The sequence below is a fragment of the Mycobacterium pseudokansasii genome (assembly GCF_900566075.1).
In the GTDB taxonomy this organism is placed as follows: domain Bacteria; phylum Actinomycetota; class Actinomycetes; order Mycobacteriales; family Mycobacteriaceae; genus Mycobacterium; species Mycobacterium pseudokansasii.
On sequence record NZ_UPHU01000001.1, the window covers coordinates 1,479,001 to 1,504,616 of the forward strand.

25 protein-coding genes are annotated in these 25,616 nt (G+C 66.7%); 13 read left to right on the forward strand and 12 right to left on the reverse strand.

All coding sequences use genetic code 11. From position 1 onward, the window contains the following. Positions 1 to 152 precede the first annotated feature (152 nt). Positions 153 to 584, forward strand: coding sequence for a hypothetical protein (locus tag EET10_RS06795; RefSeq protein ID WP_036404441.1), 432 nt, complete (start codon positions 153 to 155; stop codon positions 582 to 584). Here the strand turns inward: EET10_RS06795 and EET10_RS06800 are convergent. The 3 genes from EET10_RS06800 to EET10_RS06810 are packed head-to-tail and all read right to left on the reverse strand — an operon-like array spanning position 536 to position 2,711. Then, positions 536 to 1,018, reverse strand: coding sequence for a GNAT family N-acetyltransferase (locus tag EET10_RS06800; RefSeq protein ID WP_036404295.1), 483 nt, complete (start codon positions 1,016 to 1,018; stop codon positions 536 to 538). The genes EET10_RS06795 and EET10_RS06800 overlap by 49 nt on opposite strands. Next, positions 1,015 to 2,115, reverse strand: a complete 1,101-nt coding sequence (locus EET10_RS06805; protein ID WP_036404293.1) for an isochorismate synthase — start codon at positions 2,113 to 2,115, stop codon at positions 1,015 to 1,017. The genes EET10_RS06800 and EET10_RS06805 overlap by 4 nt, the downstream gene beginning before the upstream one ends. Continuing rightward, positions 2,112 to 2,711, reverse strand: a complete 600-nt coding sequence (locus EET10_RS06810; RefSeq protein ID WP_036404291.1) for an acid phosphatase — start codon at positions 2,709 to 2,711, stop codon at positions 2,112 to 2,114. Before EET10_RS06810 ends, EET10_RS06805 begins: the two co-directional genes overlap by 4 nt. A 76-nt stretch (positions 2,712 to 2,787) precedes the next feature. Between EET10_RS06810 and EET10_RS06815 the strand changes: the two genes are divergently transcribed. Continuing rightward, positions 2,788 to 3,588, forward strand: a complete 801-nt coding sequence (locus EET10_RS06815; protein WP_023371712.1) for a ParA family protein — start codon at positions 2,788 to 2,790, stop codon at positions 3,586 to 3,588. Positions 3,589 to 3,679: 91 nt separating this feature from the next. Here the strand turns inward: EET10_RS06815 and EET10_RS06820 are convergent, their stop codons facing one another. Together EET10_RS06820 and EET10_RS06825 are read right to left on the reverse strand one after the other, a co-directional pair. Next, positions 3,680 to 4,903, reverse strand: coding sequence for an Rv3212 family protein (locus tag EET10_RS06820; RefSeq protein ID WP_063467940.1), 1,224 nt, complete (start codon positions 4,901 to 4,903; stop codon positions 3,680 to 3,682). Between the two features lie 15 nt (positions 4,904 to 4,918). Further along, a complete protein-coding gene (locus EET10_RS06825; protein WP_122501988.1) occupies positions 4,919 to 6,433 on the reverse strand; it encodes a DEAD/DEAH box helicase in 1,515 nt (504 codons plus the stop codon). Between the two features lie 258 nt (positions 6,434 to 6,691). Here EET10_RS06825 and EET10_RS06830 point away from each other — a divergent pair, with 258 nt between their 5' ends. Then, a complete protein-coding gene (locus EET10_RS06830; protein ID WP_036404287.1) occupies positions 6,692 to 7,387 on the forward strand; it encodes a ferritin-like fold-containing protein in 696 nt (231 codons plus the stop codon). 6 nt (positions 7,388 to 7,393) lie between these two features. Here the strand turns inward: EET10_RS06830 and EET10_RS06835 are convergent, their stop codons facing one another. Next, positions 7,394 to 7,972: a hypothetical protein gene (locus EET10_RS06835; RefSeq protein ID WP_036404439.1), complete on the reverse strand. Its 579-nt coding sequence runs from the start codon at positions 7,970 to 7,972 to the stop codon at positions 7,394 to 7,396. Between the two features lie 415 nt (positions 7,973 to 8,387). Here EET10_RS06835 and EET10_RS06840 point away from each other — a divergent pair, with 415 nt between their 5' ends. Further along, positions 8,388 to 8,633 (forward strand): DUF3107 domain-containing protein, encoded by a 246-nt coding sequence (locus EET10_RS06840; RefSeq protein WP_036404285.1) that lies wholly within the window; start codon positions 8,388 to 8,390, stop codon positions 8,631 to 8,633. Here the strand turns inward: EET10_RS06840 and fasR are convergent. Then, a complete protein-coding gene (gene fasR, locus EET10_RS06845) occupies positions 8,630 to 9,313 on the reverse strand; it encodes an HTH-type transcriptional activator FasR (protein WP_036404283.1) in 684 nt (227 codons plus the stop codon). The genes EET10_RS06840 and fasR overlap by 4 nt on opposite strands. 194 nt (positions 9,314 to 9,507) lie before the next feature. Here fasR and EET10_RS06850 point away from each other — a divergent pair, with 194 nt between their 5' ends. The 3 genes from EET10_RS06850 to EET10_RS06860 all read left to right on the forward strand — a co-directional run bounded on the left by EET10_RS06850 (position 9,508) and on the right by EET10_RS06860 (position 12,848). Then, a complete protein-coding gene (locus EET10_RS06850) occupies positions 9,508 to 10,542 on the forward strand; it encodes a DUF3152 domain-containing protein (protein WP_063467943.1) in 1,035 nt (344 codons plus the stop codon). 170 nt (positions 10,543 to 10,712) lie between these two features. Further along, the gene (moeZ, locus tag EET10_RS06855; RefSeq protein WP_036404280.1) at positions 10,713 to 11,891 is read left to right on the forward strand and encodes an adenylyltransferase/sulfurtransferase MoeZ; all 1,179 of its coding nucleotides are present in this window, start codon (positions 10,713 to 10,715) and stop codon (positions 11,889 to 11,891) included. 102 nt (positions 11,892 to 11,993) lie between these two features. After that, positions 11,994 to 12,848, forward strand: coding sequence for a TIGR02569 family protein (locus EET10_RS06860; RefSeq protein ID WP_036404278.1), 855 nt, complete (start codon positions 11,994 to 11,996; stop codon positions 12,846 to 12,848). On the opposite strand, the gene EET10_RS06865 is transcribed toward EET10_RS06860, so the two are convergent. The 3 genes from EET10_RS06865 to EET10_RS06875 all read right to left on the reverse strand — a co-directional run bounded on the left by EET10_RS06865 (position 12,837) and on the right by EET10_RS06875 (position 14,213). Continuing rightward, entirely contained in the window at positions 12,837 to 13,154 is a 318-nt protein-coding gene (locus tag EET10_RS06865; protein WP_036404276.1) for an MGMT family protein, read from the reverse strand. The genes EET10_RS06860 and EET10_RS06865 overlap by 12 nt on opposite strands. Further along, positions 13,142 to 13,942: an alpha/beta fold hydrolase gene (locus EET10_RS06870; protein WP_122501989.1), complete on the reverse strand. Its 801-nt coding sequence runs from the start codon at positions 13,940 to 13,942 to the stop codon at positions 13,142 to 13,144. The genes EET10_RS06865 and EET10_RS06870 overlap by 13 nt, the downstream gene beginning before the upstream one ends. Positions 13,943 to 14,003: 61 nt before the next feature. Then, the gene (locus tag EET10_RS06875) at positions 14,004 to 14,213 is read right to left on the reverse strand and encodes a hypothetical protein (protein ID WP_036404272.1); all 210 of its coding nucleotides are present in this window, start codon (positions 14,211 to 14,213) and stop codon (positions 14,004 to 14,006) included. Positions 14,214 to 14,634: 421 nt separating this feature from the next. On the opposite strand from EET10_RS06875, the gene EET10_RS06880 reads away from it, so the two are divergent. The 6 genes from EET10_RS06880 to nudC all read left to right on the forward strand — a co-directional run bounded on the left by EET10_RS06880 (position 14,635) and on the right by nudC (position 24,315). Continuing rightward, positions 14,635 to 15,057, forward strand: a complete 423-nt coding sequence (locus EET10_RS06880; protein WP_036404270.1) for an Hsp20/alpha crystallin family protein — start codon at positions 14,635 to 14,637, stop codon at positions 15,055 to 15,057. 276 nt (positions 15,058 to 15,333) lie between these two features. After that, the gene (locus EET10_RS06885; protein WP_081260716.1) at positions 15,334 to 15,651 is read left to right on the forward strand and encodes a J domain-containing protein; all 318 of its coding nucleotides are present in this window, start codon (positions 15,334 to 15,336) and stop codon (positions 15,649 to 15,651) included. A 129-nt stretch (positions 15,652 to 15,780) separates the two neighbouring features. Further along, a complete protein-coding gene (locus EET10_RS06890) occupies positions 15,781 to 18,936 on the forward strand; it encodes an ATP-dependent DNA helicase (RefSeq protein WP_122501990.1) in 3,156 nt (1,051 codons plus the stop codon). Continuing rightward, positions 18,924 to 22,211 carry an ATP-dependent helicase gene (locus tag EET10_RS06895; RefSeq protein ID WP_167480252.1) on the forward strand — a complete coding sequence of 1,096 codons (3,288 nt, stop codon included), beginning with the start codon at positions 18,924 to 18,926 and terminating at the stop codon, positions 22,209 to 22,211. The genes EET10_RS06890 and EET10_RS06895 overlap by 13 nt, the downstream gene beginning before the upstream one ends. A gap of 61 nt (positions 22,212 to 22,272) precedes the next feature. Then, entirely contained in the window at positions 22,273 to 23,343 is a 1,071-nt protein-coding gene (locus EET10_RS06900) for a potassium channel family protein (protein ID WP_036404266.1), read from the forward strand. A gap of 42 nt (positions 23,344 to 23,385) precedes the next feature. Beyond that, the gene (gene nudC, locus EET10_RS06905; protein ID WP_122501992.1) at positions 23,386 to 24,315 is read left to right on the forward strand and encodes an NAD(+) diphosphatase; all 930 of its coding nucleotides are present in this window, start codon (positions 23,386 to 23,388) and stop codon (positions 24,313 to 24,315) included. 14 nt (positions 24,316 to 24,329) lie between these two features. On the opposite strand, the gene EET10_RS06910 is transcribed toward nudC, so the two are convergent. After that, positions 24,330 to 24,971 carry a sensor domain-containing protein gene (locus EET10_RS06910; RefSeq protein WP_425461705.1) on the reverse strand — a complete coding sequence of 214 codons (642 nt, stop codon included), beginning with the start codon at positions 24,969 to 24,971 and terminating at the stop codon, positions 24,330 to 24,332. A gap of 271 nt (positions 24,972 to 25,242) precedes the next feature. Continuing rightward, positions 25,243 to 25,497: a mycoredoxin Mrx1 gene (mrx1, locus tag EET10_RS06915; RefSeq protein ID WP_036404262.1), complete on the reverse strand. Its 255-nt coding sequence runs from the start codon at positions 25,495 to 25,497 to the stop codon at positions 25,243 to 25,245. Positions 25,498 to 25,616: the final 119 nt, after the last annotated feature.

The following is a 25,616-nucleotide window of genomic DNA, read 5'->3' on the forward strand; positions in this document are numbered from 1 at the left end:
GCTCCAAGGGCAAAATGTGTGCCGCCGGTATAGAGACTCAAGTGGCAATTGCGACCAATGTGACGGGCTGGGCGGACGGTGGTCCGCCCAGCGCCTCGCCCGGCCTGGGCGAGCCGACGGCCCGCCAACGCTGCTGTGACTACGCTGAGACTGTGACTTTTCGTGCGCCGACTACCGTGCGCAGTGCCGGACTGATCGTCGTGGTACAGGGCACAGCGGCCTTGGTGACGGCCGCGGTGTTGGTGGCGCGCGGGCTTGCCGGGGCCGATCAACACGTGGTCAACGGGCTCGGAACCGCGGTCTGGTTCGTGCTGATTGGTGGCGGGGTGCTGGCCGGCGGCAGCGCTCTGGTGGTCGGCAAACGCTGGGGCCGCGGCGTGGCCGTGTTCACCCAACTATTACTGCTGCCGGTGGCGTGGTATCTGAGCGTCGGCTCGCGGCAGCCGGCGTTCGGGATCCCGGTAGCGATCGTGGCGCTGACGGTTCTGGTATTGCTCTTCAGTCCTCCGACGCTGCGCTGGGTGGCCGGCAGCGATTACCGTGGTCCGGCCAACGCAACCAAGCCCGGCCCGGACAGCCGATAGGTGGTCCACTCGCGCTGCGGCTGTCCACCGATCCCGTCGTAGAGGCCTACGGCATCGGAATTCCAGTTCAGCACGGCCCAGGACAGCCGTGTGTAGCCGTTGTCGAGGCACTCACGTGCCAACCTCGCCATCAGCCTTCGGGCCAGGCCACGGCGGCGAAAGCTCGGCCGCACGTAGAGGTCTTCCAGAAAGATGCCGGCGACACCGTCCCAGGTGGAGAAGTTCAGAAACCACAACGCCATCGCGGCGATCTGGCCGTCGATGTCGACGACGTGTCCTCGAACCGTCGGTGAAGGGCCGAAAAGTGCTGTAAGCATTTGTCTTTTGGTGATGGTGCAGTGATCGGCAGCGCGCTCGAATTCCGCGAGATCGTGAACCATGGCCACGAGATCGCCGATGTCGTCCGGTATGGCGCGGCGGATATTCTCCGTCACTGCTGCACCCCCAAGGCGGTCAATATCGTCGCGAATTTCATTGTGGTTTCAGCGACTTCGTCATCGGGATCGGATCCGGCGACGATTCCGCCGCCGGCGTGAGCTATCGCCGTGCGACGGTCGGCTGACAGCTGAGCGCAGCGGATGGACACCACCCACGTGCCGTCGCCGCGCGCATCGCACCAGCCCACAGTGCCGGCGTAGAAGCCGCGGTCGCCTTCCAGCGCAGCGATGAGCTCGCCGGCGGCGCTTGTCGGCACTCCGCCGACGGCGGGCGTGGGATGTAGTGCCAGCGCTAAATCGATTGCGGTAGTAGTGGTTTCGCGGAGGTGGCCGGTGATTGGTGTGCAGAGGTGCCAGACAGCCGCGGTGCGGGTCAGTTGAGGCTCGGATGCGATTTTCAGGTCGTCGCAGAGGGGTTCCAGGGCCGCGTACATTGTGTCGATAACCAACTGGTGCTCGTGCCGGTTCTTGGCCGAGCCGGCCAGCGCAGCCGCATTGGCGGCGTCGATTTCGGGGTCGGCGGCGCGGGGGGCTGACCCGGCGAACGGCTGGCAGGTGACCCGGTCACCGGATCGCGCGACCAGCAGTTCCGGACTGGCACCCACCAGAGCCGCTCCCAGATAATCGTCGCCGGCGGCACTCAGGTCGACGAGATAGCCGTAGGACGCCGGGTCGGCCGCGACCAACCTGCGCAGGATGACGCGGGCGTCCAGCGGGGCGTCGGCGGCAAGCCGCAGTGCCCGGGCCAGCACCACCTTGCGCAGCGGATTATCAAGTGCAGCAAGCTGATCCCGCGCATAGCTGATTCGGGCGCGGTGCTCGACGAGCGGCGGAACGGCGACGCTGATGTGAACCGCCGACAGCGGGCCGGTTGGCCAGCCGGGCAGCGCATCGAGGTGCTGAACGCTCGTCGGCTCCATCAACGCGGCCGGTTCGCTGAGGTCGAAAGGCAACGCGCCCAGTATCATCGGCACAGAACCGGAGCGCAGCGCCGCTTGCGCCGCCCGGATGTCGCGGTAACGTGTCCGCACCCCGTCGGCGACCAGAGTTCGTCCGGGTCCGCACAGCGCGAAGGGCGGCTCAATGGGGCTCAATTGCCGGGATACCCCTTCACTCCGAGCGCGCAGAGCTGGCGTATCCCGTGTTCGAATCCGCAGATGCTGACCGAAGCGGTGTGCATGTAAAAGCGGGTGCCCTCGACGAGCGGTAGCTCGACCCAGCGGGTGATCACCGCCCGCGAAAAGTGGCTGTGGCCGACGAACACGACGTCGCGTGACGCCAGGTGTTCCAGTGCCAGCGCGACAGCCCGGTCAGCGCGCTCGCTGACCTGCGCGACGCTCTCACCGTCGGGGCATCCGTGCGTCCACACCAGCCAGTCTGGTTCGACTTCGCGGATCTGGGCGGTCGTCAGCCCCTCGTAGGCGCCGTAGTCCCATTCGGCGATCAGTGGAGATATTTCATCGACCGTCAGCCCGGCCAACTCGGCGGTGGTCAGCGCCCGCTTACGTGGGCTACTGATCACCAGTGGGTTGTCGAGATCGAGTTCGCCCAGAGCCTTTCCGGCCAGCTCAGCCTGTATCCGGCCGGCTTCGGTCAGCTCGATATCGGTTCGGCCGGTGTGCTGGCCCGAATCTGACCACTCCGTGTCGCCGTGGCGGACCAGCAGGAGCCGGTGTTCGTGTATGCCCATGCCGACCGATTGTGCCGGACGACATGCCGGACCCGTCGCCCCTACCAGACTGCCGGGTACGTGCCAGGATGGCACTGTGACAGAGACCCGGGTACTGGCGGTGGCCAACCAGAAGGGCGGGGTGGCCAAGACGACGACGGTCGCCTCGCTCGGCGCGGCGATGGTGGATAAGGGTCGGCGGGTGCTACTCGTCGACCTGGATCCGCAGGGTTGTTTGACGTTCTCGCTTGGTCAGGACCCCGACAAGTTGCCGGTGTCCGTGCACGAGGTGCTGCTCGGGGAAGTGGAGCCGAACACCGCGCTGGTGACCACCATGGAAGGAATGGCGCTGCTGCCGGCCAACATCGACTTGGCCGGCGCCGAGGCGATGTTGTTGATGCGTGCCGGCCGGGAGTATGCGCTCAAACGGGCGCTGGCCAAACTCTCCGATCAGTTCGACGTGGTCATCGTCGACTGTCCGCCGTCGTTGGGGGTGCTCACGCTCAACGGACTCACGGCCGCCGACGAAGTCATTGTTCCGTTGCAGTGCGAGACGCTGGCCCACCGCGGTGTTGGACAGCTCCTGCGCACCGTCGCTGACGTTCAGCAGATCACCAACCCGAATCTGCGGTTGCTGGGGGCACTACCTACCCTCTATGACTCCCGAACCACCCATACCCGCGACGTGCTGCTCGATGTCGCCGATCGCTACGGCCTGCCGGTGCTGGCCCCACCGATTCCGCGCACGGTGCGCTTCGCCGAGGCCAGCGCATCGGGCTCGTCGGTCATGGCCGGGCGCAAGAACAAGGGCGCGGTGGCCTATCGCGATTTGGCCCAGGCGCTACTGAAGCACTGGAAGTCGGGCAAGCCGCTGCCCACATTCGCTGTAGAGCTTTAGATTTAGCCGCGCGAACAGACACAGAATCGCATCGAATCAGTCGATACTGCGCGATTCTGTGTCTGGTCGCCCAGCTCGCCCGGCGCCGGGTTCAGCCCAATGCCACCACGGAGTCGCCACGCTGCTCGATGATCCTGGATCCCACAACGCCCGGGATCACCGCTGAGCCGCTCGGCTGACGCTGCACCGGGATGTAGCGGTTGTTGGCGCCGCTGACCGGATCGTAGACACCGATCGCGCCGGTGACCGGCACCAGCAGTTGACCGGCCATCATCACGCCGGGCCCCAGCGGCGCCGCCGTCTCGCCGGCGGCAATGGTGTAACGCTGGGTCAGCTTGCCGGCATCGAACACCATCAGGGCATCGCCGGTCCACCAGGTCACCAGGTTGCCGGTCTGCGACACCGTCGCCTCGGGTGACGGCGGCTTGGTCAGCAGCGTGCTCGCCACAGTGGTGCCCGTCTCGTCGATCACCTCGACTCGTGGCTGCGCGCCGGACTCCCCGGGCAGGTACACCGCGGTGTTGTTCTGCGAGACGATCAGTACCCGAGCGCCCGCTCCCGGCCGAATCCCGGGCTCGGGCACGATCCGCTGTTCCGGCTCGTCCTCCTCCTTGCCCGGGCGTAGCAGGACCAGCCGCACATCGGCCTGATTTGCGCACGCTTCGAGGACCGCCACCGATGACGAACTGGCCGCGGCCGATTCCAGCGTGCATCCCGAGTGCAGACCCCGATTTGCCGGTTTCACCCGGGCATCGGTCTCGCCATAGGACAGCATCCGGACCATGTCCGATCGCCACAGCTCGAGGCGGGTATTGCCGGCCGACAACACCGTCGTGCCGTCGGAGGATAGGCGTACCCGCGCGTCGGCGTAGCTGCTGCGGGCGGGTCCGCGGCGTCCGGTCGATCCGTCGATAGTGCTGACCTGACCGCAACCGCGGTCATCGCGGTAGACGGCGACCGCGTAGCGGTAGACCCAGGTCACCCCGCACAGGTCGGTGTCGCGGGCGTAGCTCCAGAGCGTCTCACCGGTGGCCGGATCGCGCCCGCCCACATGGCGTCCGTCGCCGGTGACGACGGTCCCGCCGACCGCGACGGGTACGCGGCTGGCGGGGCTGGGCGCGCTCCAGAGCTGCTTCAGTGCGCCCGGGACTTCCCGGGCCGGCGTGGGGCTGGGCACCGGAGTCGCAGCCGGCCGGCTGATGGTGGCCCGGGCGTCGCTGGTCCACCAGATCAGTGCCGCTGCCACGGCGACGACCACAACGATGGCAGCGGCGGCCAGGATATCGCCCCTGGTGCGCCGCTCCGGTTTGACCATGTTCGAGCGTCGGCCTTAGTTGGCCGAGGCGGTGGCGTTGTCCGGGACGCAGGCGGGCTTGCGGCGTCGACGCCGGCGTCGGGTGTTCCCGGCGTTGGCCGAGGGGGACCCCGACCCGGAACCGGACCCCGGCTCTGCGGCGGCCTCATTCGCCGGGCCCGTGGCGGGATGCCCGGTGATCGGTTTGCCGCCGCGGGTGCGCTGCCGACGCCTCGCGCCTGAGCGAGCGGTTACCGACGGCTGGCCGTCCTGATCCGTGGCGCGGCGCTTGGGCTGCGACGCGCGTGGGGTGCCGACGGTCCCGGCGGCCTCGGCCGGGATGGACAGCTCGGCATACAGGTGCGGTGAGTTGGAGTAGGTTTCGGCGGGCTCGGGGGAGCCCAGGCCCAGTGCCTTGTCGATCATCGTCCAGCGCTCCAGCTCGTCCCAGTCCACCAGGGTGACCGCGACGCCGGTGCGTCCGGCCCGGCCCGTGCGCCCGATGCGGTGGACGTACATCTTCTCGTCCTCGGGGCACTGGTAGTTGATGACGTGGGTGACGTCGTCGATGTCGATGCCGCGCGCGGCCACGTCTGTGGCGACCAGCACGTTGATGTCGCCGCCGCGGAAGGCCTTGAGCGCCTTTTCACGCGCTATCTGCCCGAGGTCACCGTGCACGGCGCCGACCACGAAGCCGCGCTCGTTCAGCTCGTCGGCAACCTTCTGGGCGGTGCGCTTGGTGCGGGTGAAGATCATCGTGGCGCCGCGGTCGCGGGCCTGCAGGATCCGGGTGACCAGCTCCACCTTGTCCAGGGCGTGGGCGCGGTAGACGAACTGCTCGGTGGTGTCGTGCACGGCCAGGGAGTGCGGTGCCTCGGCCCGGATATGTGTCGGCTGGACCATGAAGGTGCGAGCCAGGGTGATGATCGGGTCCGGCATGGTCGCCGAGAACAGCATCGATTGCCGCTCGGCCGGGATCTGCCGAAGGATGCGCTCGATGTCGGGTAGAAAGCCCAGGTCCAGCATCTCGTCGGCCTCGTCGAGTACCAGCACCGACAGTCCGCCCAGCTGCAGATGGCCCTGCTGGGACAGGTCAAGCAGCCGGCCCGGGGTGCCCACAACGACGTCGGCGCCGGCGCGCAGCGCCTCGACCTGGGGCTCGTAGGCCCGCCCTCCGTAAATGGAGACCACCGCCAAGCGACGAGTTTCCTCGGCGGTGAGGTACTTGGCCGCGGTGGCCAGGTCATCGGTGACCTGCAGGCACAACTCTCGGGTGGGCACCACCACCAAGGCCCGCGGGGTGCCGGTGAGCGGCCGCACTGCGGTTTCGGAGGTTATGCGCTGCAGCAGCGGCACGCCGAACGCGAAAGTCTTGCCCATGCCGGTTCGGGCTTGGCCGATCACATCTTCGCCGGCCAGCGCCAGGGGCAGGGTGAGTTCTTGGATAGCAAAGGGATGCTCGATGCCCTTTTCCCGCAGTGCGCGCACAATTTCGTCGCGGACTCCGAGTTGGGCAAAGCTATGTTCGGTTGTGCTTTTGAGTGCAGTCATTAGGGGGGTGAAGAGCCTTTCGGTGACGAGTATCGGTCTGGTGTCGGTACTTCTTTGTCGCGGTTCGTCGCGCGCACGAGTTCCGACTCCGATATGTCGCCGAGAGGCCGACCCGCTGCTCGATCTGGGCGGGCGCAGCTACGTGCACGCACATTTCCCGGTAGTAGCAGCACAGATCCAGCCACTACCAAACCCCATGATAGCTGGTTGGCCAACTGCCACCGGTGTGCGAGTGGTTCCGGCGACTAGAGTGTTGCCATGACTTCGCCCACATCCGCCGACCAGGTGGCCGATTCGACCAGGCCACGCTTAGCGGCGGACCATCCCGGCGTCAACGAGTTGTTCGCGCTGCTGGCCTATGGCGAGGTGGCGGCCTTTTACCGGCTGACCGACGAGGCGCGGATGGCGCCGAATCTGCAGGGGCGGATCTCCATGGCCAGCATCGCGGCCGCCGAAATGGCGCACTACGAGCTATTGCGCGATGCCCTGCAGCGTCGCGGTGTCGACGTGGTGCCGGCGATGTCGAAGTACGTGTCGGCATTGGAGAACTACCACCGGCTGACGATGCCCAGTACGTGGCTGGAAGCCTTGGTGAAGACCTACGTCGGTGACGCACTGGCCGCGGACTTGTACCTGCAGATCGCCGACGGACTGCCGGATGAGGTTGCCGACGTGGTGCGGGCGGCACTGGCCGAGACCGGGCACTCCCAGTTCGTGGTCGCCGAGGTGCGTGCCGCGGTCACCAGCAGCGGCAAACAGCGCAGCCGGCTTGCGCTGTGGTCACGCCGACTGCTCGGCGAGGCAATCACGCAGGCCCAATTGCTGCTCGCCGACCACGACGAACTGGTCGACTTGGTGGTGGCGGGCTCCGGCGGTCTGGGCCAGCTCAGCGCCTTTTTCGAACGTCTGCAGCAGACACACGACCAAAGGATGCGCGAACTCGGCCTGGCCTGACCGCGGTCAGCGAGTGCACGTCGCCAGGATCGAGTTGGTGGTCGAAGCCACGACCGGCTGACCCTGGGCGTTGACGATCACACAGTTGAGGCGGCTGTAGATGCTGGTCGCGACCACCGACTCGGTCTGCACGCCGGGGTTCAACACCACCATCTTGGTCCACGGCAGCGCCACGTTGAACTCGGTGACGGGAAAGCCCCGCTCGTCGGTGTAGACGACGTTGACGATGTCGAGGAGTTGCTTGGTCCCGGTCACACTGTAGAAGACGGCACGGGGACTCAGCGCGGCCGACGGCGGTGTGCCCGGCTGCGGCGGCGCAGCGGTTGGGATTCGCGTCGGCGCAGCGCTGGGAATCGTCACCGTGGTGATGGTTTCGGGGGCCAGTTGCGCCGCCGAAGTGCTGGGCCGTGCGCTCGTACTCGGCGGGGGACTCGGTGACGTGCTGGGTGGGGCCGTCGTCCGCGGCGTGGTGGAGACCACCGTCCGGGGCATTGGCGCTCCCACTGGCGCCCCCACCGTCGCTTTTGTCGTGGCGCTGTCGCCGCTGTTAATGATGACTGCGGTCGCGACAGCGCCGAGCGCCACCACCACGCCGAGGATTGCGGCGACGGGGCGCCACCGACTCTCGGTCGACCAGACCAGTTCGCCGTAGCCGTCGTCCTCGTAGCCGTCGTCCTCGTAGCCGTCGTCCTCGTAGCCATCGTCCTCGTAGCCGTAGCCGTGGTAGTCATCGGTTTCGGCGGCATGGCTTACCTCGTCCGGGTAGTCCCGGACGTCGCGAGAGTCTCGAGAACCCTGGTAAAGGGTGTGATACATGTTGCTGATGAGGCTGATGTTATCGACGTCCACGGTAACGACCTGGTGCCGGTTGGCGTGTCCGGCCGAGTTAGACCCAATCGTGATCATGGCGCTAGGGGCTGGGGGTGCGGTCGGCGCCGGGAGCGTCTACTAGCCTGCTGCTGAAACGCCTGCGACTTCAATACCAACGGAAGGGGCCCCCGTGGAGGTCAAGATCGGTATCACGGACAGTCCGCGCGAGCTGGTCTTCGCCAGTGCACAGACCCCCGATGAGGTCGAAGAACTCGTCGGCGCAGCGCTGCGTGAGGATTCGGGTCTGCTGAGCCTCAGCGACGACCGGGGCCGTCGGTTCCTGATTGATGCCGCCAAGATCGCCTATGTCGAAATCGGCGTAGCCGACGCCCGCCGGGTTGGGTTCGGAATCGGCGCAGACGCCGCGCGGCGTTAGGAGCGGGCAAGCGGCACGTGCGACAGACCGCCCCAGGCAAACTGCACGGTGCCTTCGACGGCGTCGGATTTGGAAATGGGGCGGTCCGAATCCAGCCAGTACCGGGCGCAGTCGACGCTCATGCCGACCAAGCCCACCGCGATCATCCGGGCGCGGTGCGGGTCCAATCCCGAGTCCTCACTGATCAGGGCGAACACCGCGTCGATGCATGATTCAGTGGCAACGCGCACCTGAGCGGCGACCTCGGGCTCGGTGACATAGTCGTTCTCGAAGATCAGCCGGTACCCCTGGCCGTCGTGATCGATGAAGTCGAAGAATGCCTGCACCGCCGCGTGTAGGCGCCCGCGGTTGTCGGTGGTGGTGCGCAGCGCCTGCTGGACGCCGCACACCAAGTTGTCCACGTGCCGCTTGAGTACCGCCAGATATAGTTCTAGCTTGCTCGAAAAGTGCTGGTACAGAACAGGTTTGCTGACACCAGCGCGGTCGGCGATCTCGTCCATGCCGGCGGCGTGATAGCCGCGGTCGACGAAGACGTCGCTGGCCACGACAAGCAACTGGCCACGGCGCTCATCGCGGGGCAGCCGATTGCCTTTGCGGTTCTGGGCCGGAACCTCCACCGGCCGCATCCGGTCGGCCGATCTGACGGCACGCCGTTGTGCAGCTTTGGCGAGATCGCTCATCGGTCCTCAATCTGATCGTGCTCATTCGCGGGCAACTTGCCATCCCCGCGCCCGCACGGTTTATCGCAAGACATTACTACCCGAGGCGCCCGCCGATCCGAACAGACATTGTCGACGCTGGTTGAAGGGCTCCGGCGGGCGTATTCGGGCGCGCCAGGGGTGGCAGTCACGGCCGACTGTGCCATCCTGGGGAAATGACGTCCACCCGCCCGCCGGGCGGCACCGCTCGGGTGCCGGTGCTGCGCGAGCCGTGGCGTGAACCGCTGCGGGCCCAGCGTGACCCGCTAAGGCAGGCCGCCGGACGGCCGCGCGTTGACCGCGACCGGCCGCGCCAATGGCGCAAACAAACCTGGGTGGGGCGATTCGTGTCGACCTACGGCTGGCGCGCGTATGCGCTGCCGATCCTGATCGTGCTCACTGCCGTGGTGGTGTATCAAACGGTGACGGGGACGGCGTCGCCGAAGTCGGCGGTGGCCGCCACCATTCATGACCCGCCCTCCATCGGTTCGGTGGGGACGGCGATCATCGATACGCCGCCTCGCGGTCTGGTCGCATTCGATGCCAACCTGCCGGCCGGAACACTGCCCGATGGCGGCCCCTTCACCGAGGGGGGCGAAAAGTCGTGGCGCGTGGTTCCGGGCATCACGCCGCAAATTGGGCAGGGGACGGTAAAGGTCTTCAAGTACACCGTCGAGATCGAGAACGGGCTGGATCCGACGATGTACGGCGGCGACAACGCGTTCGCCCAGATGATTGACCAGACGCTGGCCAATCCCAAAGGTTGGACCCACGATCGGCAATTTGGGTTCATCCGGATCGACGGAACCGACAAGGCGAAGCCCGACTTCCGTATATCCCTGGTGTCACCGCTGACGGTGCGTGAAGGGTGCGGTTACGAGTTCCGGCTCGAGACCTCCTGTTACAACCCGTCATTCGGAGCGGACCGGCAAGCACGCGTCTTCATCAACGAGGCTCGCTGGGTGCGCGGAGCCGTCCCGTTCGAAGGCGATGTCGGGTCCTACCGTCAGTACGTGATCAATCACGAGGTCGGCCACGCCATCGGGTACCTGCGTCACGAGCCGTGTGACAAGCAGGGTGGACTGGCGCCGGTGATGATGCAGCAGACGTTCTCCACGTCCGACGATGACGCAGCCAAGTTCGACCCCGAATGGGTGAAGGCGGACGGCAAGACTTGCCGATTCAATCCGTGGCCATACCCGATCGCCTGACCACGGGCCCGACCCCGGGAAACAACACCGCCGGTCTGGGTGTTGATCTCATTGCCGTCGATTCGGACAGCTGCTGTGATGGTCATAGACGATGTCCTGACAGCGCCCTGACAGCGCCCTGACAACCGCCTTCACAAGTTGAATCGCAAGGAAGACCGAGGAGATGTTCGGTGTCGACATCGCTGCCGCCCCTAGTTGAGCCCGCACCAGCGCTGAGCCGTGAAGAGGTGGCCCGTTACAGTCGCCATCTCATCATTCCCGACCTGGGTGTCGACGGCCAGAAGAGACTCAAGAACGCACGGGTGCTGGTAATCGGCGCGGGCGGGCTCGGATCACCGACACTGCTGTATCTGGCCGCCGCAGGCGTCGGCACCATTGGCATCATCGACTTCGACGTCGTCGACGAGTCCAACCTGCAGCGCCAGATCATTCATGGCGTCGCCGACATCGGACGGTCCAAGGCCCAGTCGGCACGTGACTCGATCGTCGCGATCAATCCGTTGATCGACGTGCAACTGCACGAGTACCGGCTCGAGCCCGGCAACGCCGTCGACCTGTTCAGGCAGTACGACCTGATCCTGGACGGCACTGACAACTTCGCCACCCGGTATCTGGTCAACGACGCGGCGATACTGGCCGGCAAACCGTACGTGTGGGGTTCCATCTACCGTTTCGAGGGCCAGGTTTCGGTGTTCTGGGAGGACGCGCCCAACGGGATGGGGCTCAACTACCGCGACCTGTATCCGGAGCCGCCGCCGCCCGGCATGGTTCCGTCCTGTGCAGAGGGTGGCGTGTTGGGCATCATCTGCGCGTCGATCGCGTCGGTGATGGGAACAGAAGCGATCAAGCTGATCACCGGGCTCGGTGAGACGCTGTTGGGCCGGTTGATGATCTACGACGCGCTGGAGATGACCTACCGCACGATCAGGATCCGCAAGGACCCGTCGACGCCCAAGATCACCGAGCTGGTCGATTACGAACAGTTCTGCGGCGCGGTGTCCGACGATGGCGCTCACGCGGCCAGCGGATCCACGATCACCCCGCGGGAATTGCGCGCGCTGATGGATTCCGGCAAGAAACTGGCGCTGATCGATGTCCGCGAGCCAGTGGAGTGGGACATCGTGCACATCGACGGAGCGACACTGATTCCGCAGTCGTCCATCAAGTCGGGTGAGGGTCTGGCCAAGCTGCCCCAGGACCGGATGCCGGTGCTCTACTGCAAAACGGGTGTGCGTTCCGCCGAGGCGTTGGCCGCGGTGAAGAAGGCCGGATTCGCCGACGCGGTGCACCTGCAGGGCGGAATCGTGGCGTGGGCCAGGCAAATGCAGCCCGACATGGTGATGTACTGAGCGGGATACCGACGCTGGTCCAGACGGCCGACCGTGCCCGATTTGTCGGGCTCCTCCGCGGGTCGTGTCGACCCGCATCGTGTTCCCATTAGGCTGACCCGTGTGAGTGTCGAGCCACCGCCCGAGCACGTACTGGCGGCGTTTGGTTTGACCGGTGTGCAGCCCGCCTCGTTGGGTTCCAGCTGGGAAGGCGGCTGGCGGTGTGGCGAAGTGGTGTTGTCCATGGTGGCCGACCACGCCCGCGCGGCCTGGTCGGCGCGGGTGCGCGAAACCTTGTTCGTCGACGGGGTCCGGTTGGCCCGGCCGGTCCGCTCGACCGACGGCCGGTACGTGGTTTCCGGCTGGCGGGCAGACACTTTCGTCGCCGGCACTCCGGAGGCCCGACACGATGAAGTCGTCTCGGCGGCGGTACGCCTGCACGAGGCCACCAGCAAGCTGGAACGGCCACGCTTCCTGACCCAGGGGCCCACGACGCCGTGGGCCGAAGTAGACGTCTTCATCGCCGCCGACCGCGCGGCATGGGAAGAGCGGCCGCTGCAGTCCATTCCGCCCGGTGCCCGGTCGTCCTCGCCGACGGCGGATGCCGATCGATCGATCGATCTGATCAATCAACTTGCCACGCTGCGCAAGCTGACTAGGAGCCCCAACCAGGTGGTGCACGGGGATCTGTACGGCACAGTGCTTTTCGTGGGAGCAGCGGCACCCGGGATCACCGATATCACGCCGTACTGGCGGCCCGCTTCGTGGGCGGCAGGGGTGGTCGTAGTCGATGCGCTGTCGTGGGGAGAGGCCGATGACGGACTCATCGAGCGGTGGAGCGCGCTGCCGGAATGGCCACAGATGTTATTGCGCGCGTTGATGTTTCGGCTGGCGGTGCATGCGCTGCATCCGCGTTCTACGGCCGAGGCGTTTCCCGGCCTGGCCCGCACCGCGGCGCTGGTCCGGCTAATGCTCTGACAGCGCGGGTGGGAACTCGTAACGCACCTGGCCCAGCGGGACCCTGCCGTCGGTGCTGAGCACACCTTCGGCACGCAACAGCTCCAATTGCCGTGTGGTTAAGTGCCGCGCCGGGCGTCCGGAGGCGGTGATCACCCGGTGCCAGGGCAAATCCGCGGAGTCGGTCCGCATGATCCAGCCGACGATGCGTGGACTGGAAAGTCCAGCCACCGAGGCGATGTCGCCGTAGGTCGCGACCCTGCCGGGCGGTATGGCCGCAACCAGCAAGCGCACCCGCTCGATCTGCTCGTCGGTCACCGGTGCCATGGCGAGGGCGTTGCCAGGTGTTGGCGGATCAGCGCTGCAACGTCGGCGGGCTTGGCTTGAGGCACCATGTGCCCACAGTCGAATTCGTGCAGCACAAGATCGGCTCCCAGCCGTTGACCGAGGGCGGCGACGAGTTCGTCGCTGACATACCGCGGATCCGCCCGCCCCGCGCGCACCAGCGTTGTCGGGGTTCCGGCTGGAGGCAGCACGATGTCCCGAGCGAGCTCGCTCCAATAACACACCATTGCCGGCAGACTCATCCGCCAGCTATACCGTCCGTTCGGCAACACGACGAGGTGCTCCGCGAGTTCGGCGTCGAGCACGGCGGGGTCCACATCGGCCCAGGCTCCCGTCGCCTTCTCCGCGCGCGCCGCGGCCGGGTGGGGGTAATCGGGGAACGCCACCATCCCATCGACCACCTCGCGTACCCGCGATCCATCCAGACCGACCGCCGGATCGAGCAACACCAGCGCTGATACCAGATCCGGACGGACCGCCGACAGCCGCAACGCGACAGCACCGCCGAACGAGTGTCCGACCACCACAACCGGTCCGTCGGCTTGTTCATCGAGCAGTGCGGCCAGCGCCGACACATTGGCATCGATGGTCCACGGGGCCGCCCACGATGACCTGCCGTGACCCAGCAGATCAGGAGCGGCGATGGTGGTCTCGGGCAAGCGGTCGGCCAAGAGTTCCCAGCACTGCCCATGCTCGGTGACCCCGTGAATCGTCAGCACCTGGACAGGGCCGGACGGACCGTAACGGTGGACGTGCAGGTCGGCAGACACGTGTCGATGGTGCCAGGCCAGATCACTGCGGGCGGTCGAAGGGGCTCGGGGCGCCGGCACGCTAGCCGTAATGGTCCGCGTCGTCGTCCGACACCGGAACGATATAGGCCTGATCGATCACGTCGGCTTCGTTGGCTTCGCGATCCGCGGCATCGCTCAGGTAGGCGGTGTCCAACCCCGCTTCGTCGTCGAAATCGGCGGTGCGGTGCTGCTCCGCCGCGTCCGCTTCGGGAATCTGATCCTGCGGACCTACTCCGTCGGCCTTGCCCATAATCGATACTCCTGCTGTAGCTCTGCGGCTGCCGGCCGGCCTCGTTGACCTGCAGTCCGGCCTGCAGTCTGGTGTCGTCGCACGGCGACTGCGTTTTGGCGGCTTGTCGCTGGGTCTTCCAGAACTTCCCGATCAACCATTCGGACCAGTGGCGAGTTACCTGCATTGTGCCACCTGCTCGACGGTTCGCTGCGGTGCCCTATCGCCTCGGGCCCGCCGCGGTGGCGGGCCACTCGGTGGAGGCTGGCTGCTGTGGGGTTCGCCGTCACTGAAATGCGCTGTACGCCAGGACGATCGAGAACAGCTGCGGGTAATGGATCGGAAAAAATTTCGGTTCTCATGGTTGCGCGCGACCGGTCGGGGTGGTATATAGAACCTATGACCATCAACATAGATAATCGTTGCGACTAGGAGGCGAAATATGGTGTTGATGCGTTCAGATCCATTCCGCGCTTTCGACCGTTGGACCGAGCAAGTGCTGGGCACTCCGGCGCGCCCGGCCGTTATGCCGATGGATGCCTGGCAGGAGGAGGGCCAGTTCATCGTCGAATTCGACCTACCGGGCGTGGACCCTGACTCGCTGGACCTTGACGTCGAACGCAATGTGCTCACGGTGCGCGCGAAGCGACCTGATGTGGATCGCGAGCACGAGATGGTCGCGGCTGAGCGGCCGCGCGGCGTCTTCAGCCGGCAGTTGTTCCTGGGCGACACCCTCGACACCGACAGAATCGAGGCCAGCTACCACGACGGCGTGTTGCGCCTGACCATTCCGATCGCGGAGAAGGCCAAACCGCGCCGTATCGAGATCGGCCACAACGGGGAGCGCACGCCGATCAATGCCTGACGGCATCCGTTGCCAGCCACTCCGACATTTGGTTGAAACGGATCTCGACGAGGAGGTGATGACGCCGGATTGACATCTGTTTGACGCTTGCGGCCCTCCGTGCCGTCTGTCGCCACAATCGACGCGCGACTGAGTCTGTAACCGCAGCGCATTGCCACCCAACGTGGTTGAGGTGAGGCTACGCGGAGGGTAGCCGTAGAAGTGGGCGCGCCCGAGACGGCGCGCCCACTTCCAGCAGCAACCCGCCACCACTCACCAAAAGCGCGGTGCTACTCCATGATCGACCCGTACGCAGTCCTTGGCGTTCCGCCTACGGCAACGCAGACCGAAATAACCCATGCCTACCGGCGCCAATTGCGCAGGTGCCACCCGGACTTGCGGTCCGGCGAACCGGACTCGGGCGCCGACGAACGGCTGCGGCATGTTCTGGCAGCCTACCGCGTGTTGCGCGATCCGCAGCAGCGCAACGACTACGACCGCGCGATTGCTCGCGTTCGGAAACACCGGCCGCCCGCTCGAATTGCGGTCAGACGCGATGGCTCTGCCCACGTCGGTGCGGCACTGTGGGCGGGACCTGTGCGCTGGCATCGGTGAAGACGGCCGGCTGCTGCAGGCCGCGTTCGATCGCCGCTGAGGCCGCTCGATCGGTTGAGGCGAAACCATCCCGGGCTTCACCGGCTCTGGCCGCCAGAGCTTGTCAGACCCTCGTGGTTGCATGCGGCTATGTCATTGAGCTGGGGTGCCGAGGCGCACGAGCTGCTGGTGCCGGGAATGCGCGGGCTGGTGCGCGTGCTGGGCGGCCCGGGGACCGGTAAGAGCAGCCTGCTGGTCGAGGCCGCGGTTGCGCATATCGCTGCGGGTGCCGATCCGGAATCGGTTCTGCTACTTACCGGTTCAGGCCGGCTGGGGATACGCGCACGCAGCGCGTTGACGTCGGCGTTGCTGCGGTCGAGCGGGATTGGATCCGGCCGGTCCGCGGTCCGCGAGCCGCTGGTGCGTACCGTGCACGGCTACGCCTATGCACTATTACGACGGAACGCGGAACGTACTGGTGACGGGCCGCCGCGGCTGCTCACCAGTGCCGAACAGGATGCGATCATCCGGGAGCTGCTAGCCGGCGACATCGAGGACGCAGTGGACTCCCAATCCGTCTGGCCGCCGGATCTGTGGCCGGCGCTGAGCACCGCCGGATTCGCCAACGAATTGCGGAATCTGTTGGCACGCTGCTTCGAACGTGGCGTAGACCCGTGGGATCTGGAGCGGCTGGGCCGTCGCTGCGGGCGCCCAGAATGGATTGCCGCCGGCCGCTTCGCCCGCCAATACGAGCAGGTGATGTTGCTGCGTTCGGCGGCCGGGATGGCGGCGCCACAAGCGACGGCACGGGCATTGGGGGCCGCTGAACTCGTCGGGGCGGCGTTGGAGGCCTTCGCGGTCGATCCGGGACTGCTGGCAGCCGAGCGCGCCCGTGTCCGGCTGCTGCTGGTCGACGATGCTCAGCAACTCGATCCGCAGGCAGCCCGGCTGGTCCGGGCGCTGGCCGCGGGCACCGAACGTGCCGTGGTGGCGGGTGACCCGAACCAGGCCGTATTCGGTTTCCGCGGCGGCGAGCCCGCCGGGTTACTGGGCGGCGCTGTCGAGGGCGGACGCATAGTGACCTTGACGGTGTCGCACCGCTGCGCGCCCGCGGTGGCGCGTGCCGTCAGTGGCATCACCCGGCGGTTGCCCGGTGGCAGCGCCGGAAAACAGATCGAGGGCAACGGGGAACAGGACGGTTCGGTTGCCGTGCGGCTGGCCGCCTCAGCGCATGCCGAAGCGGCGATGATTGCCGATACCCTGCGACGAGCCCATGTGATCGACGGGGTGCCGTGGTCGCAGATGGCGGTGATCGTCAGGTCGGTGCCGCGCGCCGCCGCACGGCTGCCCCGGGCGCTGGCTGCCGCCGGAGTTCCGGTGGCCATGCCGGCGATCGGCGGGTCGTTGTCGGAGGAGCCCGCTCCGGCTGCGCTGCTCACGGTTTTGGCCGCCACCGCTGACGGGCTCACCGGTGAGCGGGCATTGGCGCTGCTCACCGGGCCCATCGGCCGCGTCGACCCGGTTACACTCCGCCGGCTACGGCGGACGCAGCAGCGCGGCCGGTCCGGCGGTTCACCGGGTGATTTCGGTGACTTACTGGCACAGACACTTTCCCCCGAAGCCGAATCGCACCCGCAGTTCTCAGGGCCGCAGGCCGGTCCGCTGCGGCGAGTGCGTGCGGTGCTCGCCGCGGCCGGACGGTGTCACCGTCAGGGTCAAGATCCGCGGTACACGCTGTGGGCGGCGTGGCACCGCTCAGGTCTTCAAAGTCGTTGGCTCGCAGCCAGCGAGCGCGGCGGCCCGGCGGGTGTCCAGGCCGCGCGGGATCTGGAAGCGGTGACCGCCTTGTTCGACATCACCGACCAGTACGTCTCCCGAACTTCGGGTGCGTCGCTGCGCGGACTCATCGAGCATGTCACAGCTCTGCAGCTGCCGCGCGTGAGCGCCGAGCCGGTATCGCGGACAGAACAGGTGACGGTGCTCAGCGCGCACGCCGCCCTGGGCCACGAATGGGATCTCGTCGTCATCGCGGGATTGCAGGAAGGGCTGTGGCCCAACACAATTCCGCGCGGTGGCGTGTTGGCTACCCAGCGGCTGCTCGATGAACTCGACGGTGTCACCCAAAACGCCTCTGCCCGGGCGCCGCTGCTGGCCGAGGAACGCCGGCTTTTGGTGGCCGCCATGGGTCGGGCACGGCGCCGGTTGCTGGTGACAGCCGTCGACAACGACGCCGGCGGAGGCGGCCAGGAACCGGCGCTACCGTCGGCATTCTTTTTCGAGATCGCCCGTTTGGCTGATGGTGGCGGCGAACCCGCGGCGGCGCAGCCGGAGCCGGCACCGCGTGTCCTCTCGGCCGCGGCGGTGGTGGGTCGGTTACGGGCTGTCGTGTGTGCACCTGACGGCACGGTCGATGACGCTGCTCGGGCATGTGCGGCAACGCAATTGGCGCGGTTGGCCACGGCCGGTGTGCCAGGGGCCGACCCGGACGGGTGGCACGGGCTGATCCCGGTCAGCACCAGTGAACCGCTGTACGGCAGTGGGGATGTCATCACGTTGACGCCGTCGAGCCTTCAGACGCTGAGCGAGTGTCCCTTACGGTGGCTGACCGAACGCCACGGCGGAGCCAAGCCGCGTGAGCTGCGCTCCACCGTCGGTTCGGTGCTACACGCGCTGATCGCCGGGCCGGGCAGAAGTGAAGCACAACTGCTGGCCGAGTTGGACCGGGTGTGGCAGCGGTTGCCCTTCGACGCGAGCTGGTATTCCTCCAATGAGCTTGCCCGGCACCGCGCGATGATCCAGTCGTTTGTCGAGTGGCGAGCGCAGACCCGTGGTGAGTTGACCGAGGTCGGTGTCGAGATCGAGGTGGACGGCGTCCTGCAGAACCGCCGCGACGACGGCGGAAAGATTCGGCTGCGCGGCCGCGTCGATCGGCTCGAACGCGACGGCGCGGGTCGGCTGGTGATTGTCGACGTCAAAACCGGCAAGACACCGGTGAGCAAAGACGATGCCCAACAGCATGCGCAACTGGCGATGTATCAGCTGGCGGTCGCCGAAGGGATGGTGCCCGCAGGCGACGAGCCCGGTGGTGCGCGTCTGGTCTATCCCGGGAAGTGCGGTCCGACCGGCGCCACTGAACGCGAGCAGGATCCGTTGACGCCGGCCGCTCGTGATCAATGGCGCGGTCTGGTACGGCAGGCTGCTGAGGCGATGGCCGGGCCGCAGTTCATCGCCCGACGCAACGACGGTTGCTCGAACTGCCCGATCCGGCCGTTTTGCCCGGCACACACCGACAGATCACCGCTGTGAGAAATGCCCGCCACAGCGCCGCCGAATTAGCTTGTGCACTGGGGCTTTTCCCGCCCACGCAGGAGCAGGAGGCCGTGATCGCGGCGCCGCCGGGCCCACTGGTGGTCATCGCCGGGGCCGGAGCCGGCAAGACCGAGACGATGGCGGCGCGGGTGGTGTGGTTGATTGCCAACGGCTACGCCGAACCCGGCCAGGTGCTGGGCCTGACGTTCACCCGTAAGGCCGCCGGCCAACTGCTGCGCCGCGTCCGGTCTCGACTGGCGCGGTTGGCCGGGCTGGAACCCGGCCCGGCGGCGTGCGAATCCGCGGGCACGCCGGTGGTCAGCACCTACCACGCATTTGCCGGGAACTTGCTGCGTGACTACGGATTGCTGCTGCCCGTCGAGCCCGACACCAGGCTGCTCACCGAGACCGAGCTGTGGCAGCTGGCGTTCGAGGTGGTCAACGGATATCGCGGTGAGTTGCGTACTCAGAAGACCCCGGCGGCGGTCACCGCAATGGTGCTGCGGTTATGGGGCCAGCTCGCCGAGCACCTGGTGGACACCGGGCAACTCCGCGACACCCACGTTGAGCTGGAGCGGCTGGTGCACACGCTGCCGGCGGGCCACTATCAGCGCGACCGCGGCCCCAGCCAGTGGTTGCTGCGGATGCTGGCCACCCAGAATGAGCGCGCTGAGTTGGTGCCGTTGCTGGATGCGTTGCTAGAACGCATGCGAGCCGGGAAGGTGATGGACTTCGGGTTACAGATGGCGTCTGCCGCACGGCTGGCGGCGTCGTTCCCGCAGGTCGGTCGCGAACTGCGGAACCAATTCCGGGTGGTGTTGCTCGATGAGTACCAGGACACCGGCCATTCGCAGCGGGTCGCGTTGTCGTCATTGTTCGGCGGCGGAGTCGATGACGGGCTGGCGCTCACGGCGGTCGGGGACCCGATTCAGTCGATCTACGGGTGGCGCGGTGCCTCGGCGACGAACCTGCCGCGCTTCACCACTGACTTCCCCCGCTCCGACGGCACACCAGCGCCGATCCTGGAGTTGCGGACCAGTTGGCGTAACCCGCCGCGAGCGCTGCACTTGGCAAACGCCATTTCTGCCGAGGCGCGCCGGCGATCGGTCGCGGTGCGTGCATTGCGGGCGCGCCCGGACGCCCCGCCCGGGACTGTTCGCTGCGCACTGCTCCCCGACGTGCAGGCCGAACGTGACTGGATCGCCGACCACCTTCAGCGGCATTACTTGCGGGCTCGGGCCGATGGGATCGGCCCGCCTACCGCAGCCGTGCTGGTCCGCCGCAATGCTGACGCGGCACCCATCGCCGATGCACTGCGTGCTCGCGGGATCCCGGTCGAAGTTGTTGGGCTGGCCGGCCTGTTGTCGATTCCAGAGGTCGCCGACGTGGTGGCCATGCTGCGCCTGGTGGCCGAGCCGACGGCCGGAGCCGCGGCGATGCAGGTGCTGACCGGTCCCCGGTGGCGGCTCGGTAGCCGGGATCTGGCAGCGCTGTGGCGGCGCGCGCTGGCCCTGGTGAGCGGCCCGAACGAGTCGTCGCCCGAATCGATTGCGGCGGCAGCCGGCCCGGACAGCGACACCCCATGTCTGGCCGACGCGATCAGCGACCCGGGTCCGGCCGACTGGTACTCGGTGGCAGGGTACCGGCGCATCGTGGCCCTGGCCGGCGAACTGAACCTGCTGCGTGCACAACTCGGCCATTGCCTGCCGGATCTGGTTGCCGAAGTGCGCCGCGTGCTGGGTGTCGATTGCGAAGCCCGCGCCACATCGGCCGCTACCGCAGAGTGGTCTGGCACCGAGCATCTCGACGCTTTCGCCGACGTGGTAGCGAAATACGCCGAGCGGGCTACCTCGTCGAGCACGGAGGTGCGGGCAAAGGCGCCGGTGGCTGGTCTGCTGGCCTATTTGGACGTGGCCGCAGAAGTGGAAAACGGCTTGCCCCCCGCGCAGCCGGCGGTTGCGCGCGACAGGGTGCAGGTGCTCACCGTGCATGCCGCAAAGGGCTTGGAGTGGCAGGTCGTGGCGGTCGCACACCTGTCGGGTGGAGTTTTCCCGTCGACCGCGTCGCGGAGCACCTGGTTAACCGATCCCGGTGAGCTACCACCACTGCTGCGCGGCGACCGCGCCTCGGCCTGGGCACTCGGTGTCCCGGTCCTGGACACCTCGACGGTAACCAATCGAAAACAGCTGTCGGACAAGATCTCTGAGCACCGTCGGCAGCTCGATCAGCGGCGCGTCGATGAGGAGCGCCGGTTGCTGTATGTGGCCGTCACTCGTGCCGAGGACACCCTGTTGGTATCGGGTCACCACTGGGGCGCTAGCGGGGTCAAGCCGTGCGGGCCGTCGGAATTCCTCTGCGAAGTCAAAGACATCATCGATTACTCGGTTGCGGCCGGCGATCCGTGCGGGATTGTGGACCAGTGGGCCTCCGCACCGGCGGAAGGAGAACGTAACCCGTTGCGGGACAACGTTGTCCAGGCAGTTTGGCCAGCTGAGCCGCTGGGCGCGCGGCGCGCTGACGTTGAACACGGGGCCCGGCTGGTGGCTGAGGCAACAGCGGCGGACGTAGTCGACGCCGGAGGTGCTGACACCGAGGGGTGGGTCCATGACGTCGATGCGTTACTGGCCGAACGTGCGCGCGCGGCGCAACCGCCGGCCCGCGAGCTGCCGGGCCAGTTGTCTGTCAGCGGTCTGGTGGAGCTGGGCCGCGATCCCGCGAAGGCGCGGCAGCGGCTAGCCCATCGTCTGCCGTCGCGTCCGGATCCGCAAGCTTTGCTGGGCAACGCCTTTCACTCCTGGGTCCAGCAGTTCTACGGAGCGGAATTGCTGTTCGATCTCGGAGACCTTCCGGGTGCCGCCGACTCCGACGTAAGCAACGCCGAGGAGTTGGCCAAACTGCGGGCGGCCTTCACCGCATCGCCCTGGGCTGCTCGGACCCCGATCGCGGTAGAAGTGCCGTTCGAGATGCCGATCGGCGACACCGTGGTTCGCGGCCGCATCGATGCGGTGTTCGCCGACCCCGACGGCGGCGTCACCGTGGTCGACTGGAAAACCGGTGAGCCGCCACGCGGGCCGGAAGCCAGGCGGCAGGCCGCCGTCCAGTTGGCCGTCTACCGGCTGGCGTGGGCTGCGCTGCTCGGCTGCTCGGAGTCATCGGTACGCACCGCGTTCTACTACGTGCGCAGTGGCATCACCGTTGTTCCCGATGAGTTGCCCGACGGTGCAGCGTTGGCCGCGCTGCTTGCTGACTCCGCTCGCCGTTGCGACACCTGATCGTGGTTACATGTTTCTCGTGCCTGTGTCGTGCTTTGGGATCAGCCGATGACGGATTCCCGTGGCAAAAGGTAGTTGGCGGCGGCTGAGGCGTCTCGACGAGAGGTTGACGGTCCAGCCGAGTTACGCACTCGTCGGCGTGTTACGCATTCCTTCGGGTCGGGCCAGTCCCGCGCGCATCATTACCCGCCGAGTGGCTATTGCCTTGGCGGCGTTGTTGGTCGGCGCCATTACCGTCTACGTCGACCGGGACGGATACCACGACTCACAGGGCGACGAACTGACGTTTTTGGATTGCCTGTACTACTCGGCGGTGACGTTGTCGACGACCGGTTATGGCGACATCACACCCATTTCCGAATTCGCGCGCGCGACCAACGTCTTGATCATCACACCGCTGCGTATCGCGTTCCTGATCCTGTTGGTCGGGACGACGCTCGAGGTGGTCACTGAGACGTCCCGGCAAGCACTGAAGATCCAGCGTTGGAGGAACAGAGTGCGCAACCACACCGTCGTCATCGGCTATGGGACCAAAGGCAAAACGGCGATTACCGCGATGCTCGGCGACGAGGTGGTCCCTGGTGAGATTGTCGTCGTCGACACCGACCGGGCAGCCCTCGACCGCGCGGCGGCGGCGGGTTTGGTCACCGTCCATGGTGACGCCACCAAATCCGACGTGCTGCGGTTGGCCGGTGCTCAGCATGCCGCCTCGATCATCGTTGCCGCGAGCCGTGACGACACGGCGGCGTTGGTCACTTTGACCGCCCGCGAGATCTCGCCCAAGGCCAAGATCGTGGCTTCCATCCGGGAGGCCGAAAACCAGCATCTGCTCGAGCAATCGGGGGCGGACTCGGTGGTGGTTTCCTCCGAGACCGCCGGCCGATTGCTTGGCCTTGCCACCACTACACCCAGCGTTGTGCAGATGATCGAGGACCTGTTGACGCCGGATACGGGGCTGGCGATTGCCGAACGCGAGGTGGAGCCGAGCGAAGTCGGCGGTTCTCCGCGGCATCTGGGGGACATCGTGCTCGGCGTCGTCCGCAACGGGCAACTATTGCGTATCGGAGCGCCCGAGGTGGACGCCATTGAGGCCGACGACCGTCTCCTCTACGTCCGCAACACGGGGCAGTAATGGCGATCGCAAGCTCGGCGGAGCCGGGCGTGAGGGCCTAGCGTGGACTTGCGGCTGCGGGACGTTCCATTCCTGTCGCGCATCGGCGCCGACCGGGCCGACCACTTGCGGACCGATGTCGACGCGGCGGCTGCCGGCTGGGCCGATGCGGCGCTACTGCGGGTGGATTCGCGCAACCAGGTCCTGGTTGTCGATGGCCGAGCGGTGCTGGGTCGGGCAGCCGCGCTGGGCGACAAGCCACCGCCGGAGGCGGTGTTCCTGGGTCGCATCGCGGGTGGTCGCCATGTCTGGGCGATCAGGGGCGCACTCGAGCCCCCGGAGAATCTGGATGTAGAGGCCGAAGTGGTGGACCTTCGCAGGCTTGGCAAGATCATCGATGACACCAGCAGCCAATTGGTGTCGTCGGCAATGGCGTTATTGAACTGGCATGACACCGCACGATTCAGCCCGGTCGACGGCACCCCGACCAAACCCGCCAGGGCTGGATGGTCACGCGTCAGCCTGATCACCGGTCACGAGGAGTTTCCCCGTATCGACGCGGCGGTGATCTGCCTGGTTCACGACGGCGGTGATCGCGCGGTATTGGCCCGCCAAGCGGCATGGCCGCCGCAAATGTTCTCGCTGCTGGCGGGCTTCGTCGAGGCGGGTGAATCGTTCGAGGTATGCGTGGCCCGCGAGATCCGTGAGGAAATCGGTCTGACCGTCCGTGATGTGCGCTACCTGGGCAGCCAACCCTGGCCGTTCCCGCGTTCGCTGATGGTGGGCTTCCATGCCCTAGCCGACCCGGATCAAGATTTTTCATTCCACGACGGCGAGATCGCCGAGGCGGGCTGGTTCACCCGCGACGAAGTGCGTGCGGCGCTGGACGCGGGCGACTGGACAACCACCGCATCGGAGTCCAAATTGCGGCTACCGGGTTCCGTCTCGATTGCCCGCATCATCATCGAAGCCTGGGCGGCGGCGCGCGACTGAACTGCCTCGGTCGACTACTTGACGCGATCGCAGATCGCGTCAAGCACTGTATTGGCGATCCGTTCAGCTGGTTCGATGCCCAACACGCCGACAGACATCAACACCGCATTCTTGACGCGATACAGGTGGCTCCAGCCTTGGTCGGTGATCCGCAGCGTGGCGGAATCCGGCTTGTCCACGTTGAACGTGTACTTGGGGTCATGTAACGCCATGCACGCGTTCAGTGAAGCTTCCAGCTGGTCGAGCGCTGCGCGTGCGGCGTGCGCGTCCGGGTAGATGGCGACAGCTTGACTGACGGAATCGACCATGACCATGCCACCGGGGTCGATGTCGTCGGTGACGCCGCTGTAGCCCGCACTCCGGAACTCCATCCAGCCGCTGGCGAATGTGAGATCACTGGTCCCGGCCGCCCGGCAGGGGCCCGGTGCGTTCAGGTCGCCTGGTGGCGGACGACGCAAGTCCGCTCGTGAATGTGCGGTCAGTTCCTCGTAATTGGCGATACGGCGTACCTCTTCGACGCCGATGATCAACGCGTCGGCACCCGACGGGGGTGTGGTGGTGGTGCTCGGCTTCGCTGACGTGCCTTTGTGCGAGCAGGCTGTGATCACGAGTAGCGCAGTGCAGATGATGAAGAGCGACTTGCCCGCGCCGGCCAGGGCGGCGCGAATATCTGCCGCGTGCCGCTTCAGCCGGAGCGCCGGATGTGTCACGCTCGCGCGGGTTGAGCCGGTTGGCCTCATCGTTGATAGCCATTTTCTGCGGACCGCCGTCCGCGGTTGGGTGGCGGTTATGGTATCGGCGAGTTATGCCCGGAGGTCGACGCCGTAATTCTTATCGTACGGGCGACCGGACCTCTTGTTGGGCACCTTTGCCCAGGCGACGGGCCGTGTCTGGGCACGCCCGGCGAATGGCCGACACCGGGCCGCCTCAGCCGCCGACTTCTGCCAGTCTGGCTTTGACCACGTTTGCGCTCGGGTTGGTCAGCGTTGAGCCGTCGGCAAACCTGACCGTCGGGACCGTTCTGTTGCCGCCGTTGACCGAGGCGACAAACTCCGCAGCCGCGCTGTCGTGTTCGATGTCGACCTCGACGTAGGTGATCCCGTCTGTCCGGAGCGCCGTCTTGAGCCGGAAACAATAGCCACACCATGACGTCGTGTAGATGGTGAGCGCAGCGTTGGTCATAGCTGGTAAACGTAGCCCGACAACCACCCGGGCCGTGGAGTGGGCCGGAGCGAGAGCATCGCCCGCTTACCCCGGGGCAGCCCTGGGGAGTCGGCGCCACCCGTCGACGACGCAGGGCG

Bases quoted from the DNA above. Each gene is read 5' to 3' on its own strand.
- EET10_RS06825 (WP_122501988.1), bottom strand. From the start codon at position 6,433: ATGACTGCACTCAAAAGCACAACCGAACATAGCTTTGCCCAACTCGGA.
- EET10_RS06865 (WP_036404276.1), bottom strand. From the start codon at position 13,154: ATGGCACCGGTGACCGACGAGCAGATCGAGCGGGTGCGCTTGCTGGTT.
- EET10_RS06890 (WP_122501990.1), top strand. From the start codon at position 15,781: ATGTCATTGAGCTGGGGTGCCGAGGCGCACGAGCTGCTGGTGCCGGGA.
- EET10_RS06880 (WP_036404270.1), top strand. From the start codon at position 14,635: ATGGTGTTGATGCGTTCAGATCCATTCCGCGCTTTCGACCGTTGGACC.
- EET10_RS06875 (WP_036404272.1), bottom strand. From the start codon at position 14,213: ATGGGCAAGGCCGACGGAGTAGGTCCGCAGGATCAGATTCCCGAAGCG.
- EET10_RS06885 (WP_081260716.1), top strand. From the start codon at position 15,334: ATGATCGACCCGTACGCAGTCCTTGGCGTTCCGCCTACGGCAACGCAG.
- EET10_RS06810 (WP_036404291.1), bottom strand. From the start codon at position 2,711: ATGGGCATACACGAACACCGGCTCCTGCTGGTCCGCCACGGCGACACG.
- EET10_RS06830 (WP_036404287.1), top strand. From the start codon at position 6,692: ATGACTTCGCCCACATCCGCCGACCAGGTGGCCGATTCGACCAGGCCA.
- mrx1 (WP_036404262.1), bottom strand. From the start codon at position 25,497: ATGACCAACGCTGCGCTCACCATCTACACGACGTCATGGTGTGGCTAT.
- EET10_RS06820 (WP_063467940.1), bottom strand. From the start codon at position 4,903: ATGGTCAAACCGGAGCGGCGCACCAGGGGCGATATCCTGGCCGCCGCT.
- fasR (WP_036404283.1), bottom strand. From the start codon at position 9,313: ATGAGCGATCTCGCCAAAGCTGCACAACGGCGTGCCGTCAGATCGGCC.
- EET10_RS06850 (WP_063467943.1), top strand. From the start codon at position 9,508: ATGACGTCCACCCGCCCGCCGGGCGGCACCGCTCGGGTGCCGGTGCTG.